This is a genomic window from Sulfuricurvum sp. (genome assembly GCF_019163035.1).
Taxonomy (GTDB): Bacteria; Campylobacterota; Campylobacteria; order Campylobacterales; family Sulfurimonadaceae; genus Sulfuricurvum.
Map to the genome: position 1 here is coordinate 1 of NZ_JAFLKV010000140.1, position 3,215 is coordinate 3,215.

The 3,215-nt window shown below is 45.5% G+C and carries 3 protein-coding genes and 1 pseudogene; 2 read left to right on the top strand and 2 right to left on the bottom strand.

Annotated features, from left to right (window positions below):
* Positions 1-104: 104 nt before the first annotated feature.
* Positions 105-1,301 (bottom strand): tetrahydrodipicolinate N-succinyltransferase N-terminal domain-containing protein, encoded by a 1,197-nt coding sequence (locus tag JZU62_RS10110; protein WP_295014426.1) that lies wholly within the window; start codon positions 1,299-1,301, stop codon positions 105-107.
* A 105-nt stretch (positions 1,302-1,406) separates the two neighbouring features.
* Between JZU62_RS10110 and JZU62_RS10115 the strand changes: the two genes are divergently transcribed.
* A complete protein-coding gene (locus JZU62_RS10115) occupies positions 1,407-1,892 on the top strand; it encodes an ankyrin repeat domain-containing protein (protein ID WP_295014428.1) in 486 nt (161 codons plus the stop codon).
* A complete protein-coding gene (gene htpX / locus JZU62_RS10120) occupies positions 1,879-2,763 on the top strand; it encodes a zinc metalloprotease HtpX (protein ID WP_295014430.1) in 885 nt (294 codons plus the stop codon). Before JZU62_RS10115 ends, htpX begins: the two co-directional genes overlap by 14 nt.
* 206 nt (positions 2,764-2,969) lie before the next feature.
* Here the strand turns inward: htpX and JZU62_RS10125 are convergent.
* Positions 2,970-3,215: pseudogene (locus JZU62_RS10125) on the bottom strand (competence/damage-inducible protein A); the annotation flags it as partial.

Here is a 3,215-nt window from a genome sequence, read left to right on the forward strand (position 1 = left end):
GGAAGAGACGTTTGAGCTTATCATCTAAAGCTCCTTGTATATCAGATAGTAAAAGTATAATCCCCTCCACCTTAAGAGAGATAGGTGATTTGAAATTAGTCCGTTTAGTGTAAATCGGCGTTGAGTTTCACATCACGGGTTGAGCGGCGGATGAGGAGTTGTCCCGTAGTCGAGTCTTGGCGGTAGTGGATACCGTTGAGTCCTACTAATTCTTTGCCTTTGAAACTTGTACCACTGACGGTTTTGGATGGATTCGCTTCTTGGATTTTGGAGAGTTCTTCAGCACTCACCGCAAACTTGGTTCCCGCCAATACAGCGATCCCCGCATCGACGATACAGCCATCACCCAGTGCAATACCCGTTACCGAGTTGGCACCTAATAGGGTATTTTTTCCGATGGTGACAGGAATTCCATCCGTTCCGCTGAGAACTCCGAGGATAGAAGCTCCTCCGCCGACGTCTGAGCCATCACCTACAACCGCAGAGCTTGAAATACGCCCCTCTACCATGCTGACACCTGTGGTTCCCGCATTGAAGTTCACATAACTCGCACCCGGCATGATGGTTGTTCCTGCATGGAGCTGTGCTCCGAAACGGACTTTTGAATCGTCCAATACGCGAGTATTGTTTGCAGGGATAATGTGTTGGAGATAGCGAGGGAATTTATCGACGAAATCGATTTTCGGATACTCGTTGGCAAATTTGAGTTCGATCTCGTTTTCACGGAGCCATTCGAGCTCGATCGGTTGACCGTCCGACCATGCAACGTTGTGCAATGCACCGAACGCACCGTTAAGGTTGAGTGAGCGAAGAGCCGCTTTTGACGTAGAGAGACCATAGAGTTTCAGGTAAGTTCCCTCGACGCTCGTGCACGCTGAGTCGTTGAAAAGAATAACTAGACGGAATTCGCCATCGCGCATACCACGCTCTTTGCTTTGGTTGTAAAGGGCTGAGACTACTTGGATATTTTTGTGTGCATCACCGAATGCTTCATCAGCATACGGTGTAAAGGCATTCAAACACCCCTCTAAAAATTTCAGTGTTACGGGGATGATTACTTCATCAGCGGTAAAGTCGACGTTAAACCCTTGCTCTTGAGCACTTTTGATAAAGATTGCAGCACTGCCGAAGTTTTCGTTCCAGTTGATGTGCGGGAATGTAGCTTGGAGGATTTTATCGCTATCGAGTTGACCGAAATCAACACGGCAAATACCGAATGCGAGAGGATTTTTGTATCCTGTGGTGTTTTGAATCTCTTGAACACATGCTTTGAAAGCGGCTTCGGTCTCTAAAATTTCCATATTTTCTCTCTTGGTGTAAAATTAATAAGGAATTTTACCACAATCGCCTATGGATGGGTTGAATGTTGCGTGTTATACTACTGCATATTATTACTTGGAATGTTTATGGAACAATGGATTAGTTTATTAAAAGCGAATGATTATCTCGGGATTAAAAAATATCTCAAAAACGGCGGTAACCCAAACGCACACGAAGATAACGGCGAATCGGTGATCTGTTTTGCGATGCGGTATCGTTGCGATGCGGAGATTATCGAGCAGTTGATTGAAAGCGGTGCTGATCTCAATCATATCGATAATGAGGGGGTTAGTGTATTTGATGTGGCTGTTACCTACAATAACCTAACCATGATCGAGCGGTTGTTGGAGGGTGGATTTGATCTGAGTACACCTACCCGCAAGAGTGGATTTACGCCGCTTATGGGGGCGGTATGTTACGGTCGGATCGAAGTGGTAAAGAAATTGCTTGAAAAAGATATGGATTTAACCGCACGGGATAATCATGGGTATACCGCTCTCGATTATGCCCGTAAAATGCACAAAAAATCGATTTTAGCGCTGTTGCAGGGGGAGATGGATGGAACAGATTAAAACCTTTTTATTACTCGGATCGCTGAGCGTATTGCTCGTATTTATCGGCGGATACCTCGGTGGTCAAGGGGGGATGATGATCGCGTTGGTAATGGCGGGGGGGATGAACTTTTACGCCTATTATTTCTCTGATACGATGATTTTAAAGCACTATAACGCCCAAGAGGTGGATCCGCGTGAGGCACCGATGCTCTATCGCGTCGTAGAGCGTCTGGTAGAGCGTGCTGATATACCGATGCCGAAAGTCTATATCATCCACGATCATATCCCCAATGCGTTTGCCACGGGGCGCAATCCCGCTCATGCGGCGGTAGCGATAACGACGGGACTGCTCGAACTGTTGAGCGAAGATGAAGTTGAGGGGGTCATGGCGCATGAGCTCTCGCATGTACGTCATCGCGATATTCTCGTCGCAACTATTGCGGCTACGATTGCGGGTGCGGTAGCTTTTATCGCCAATATGTTGCAGTTTGGGGCGATGTTCGGAAGTCGTAATAGTCGTGGAAACCCGATTTTAATGATCGTTATGGCTATTTTACTCCCCATTGCGGCAACGGTGATTCAAATGTCTATTAGCCGCTCGCGGGAGTTTATGGCGGATGCGGGTGCAGCACATCTCACAGGGCATCCCGAATGGCTCCAAAATGCGTTAATCAAGCTCTCTAATTATAATGCGCGAGGAGAAGTTCATGGCGCAACACCTGAGAATGCCCATATGTTTATTATCAGTCCGTTTGATGGTAAAAATATTTCATTTGCAAATTTGTTTCGTACCCATCCGACGACGGAGCAGAGGTTGGAGCGTTTGGAGGCGTTAAAAGAGGAAGTGTCACCGAGAGAGAATAAACTCTACGAGCGTCATTATAGTTAGAACTCTTCTATTCAGATTCGATTTTTAGGGTGAAATGGGGCTTTGGCGGCATTTTGCTCTTCGGACTTTTTAAAAAAGTATGCCGATATATTACGTAAATTACGAGACTTATCCCCAACCCAATCATTAATAAATTCATCTTTCCCATCCAACTCTCCTCATTCCTTGGTAATGATAAATCGGCAGATTAAAAAAAATGTTTATTTCTAATTATTTTTGATTATGTTATAAACGATAGATTTGGATTCTAATGCGTCAATAAAGCGTTGAAAATTGGTATCACATTGCACATTGTCGGTAGAAGCGACTGAAATCTCTACCGTCGGATTTCCTCCGTTCATCATCGGCAATGACGAAAAATCGACCCCCTTATCCAACCCTTCCATGACATCGATCAACGTATTTTCTGAGGTCTGAGCTATGAGCGTATGGCGATAGAGCTTTGGGGCTTG

Bases quoted from the DNA above. Each gene is read 5' to 3' on its own strand.
- JZU62_RS10115 (WP_295014428.1), top strand. From the start codon at position 1,407: ATGGAACAATGGATTAGTTTATTAAAAGCGAATGATTATCTCGGGATT.
- JZU62_RS10110 (WP_295014426.1), bottom strand. From the start codon at position 1,301: ATGGAAATTTTAGAGACCGAAGCCGCTTTCAAAGCATGTGTTCAAGAG.
- htpX (WP_295014430.1), top strand. From the start codon at position 1,879: ATGGAACAGATTAAAACCTTTTTATTACTCGGATCGCTGAGCGTATTG.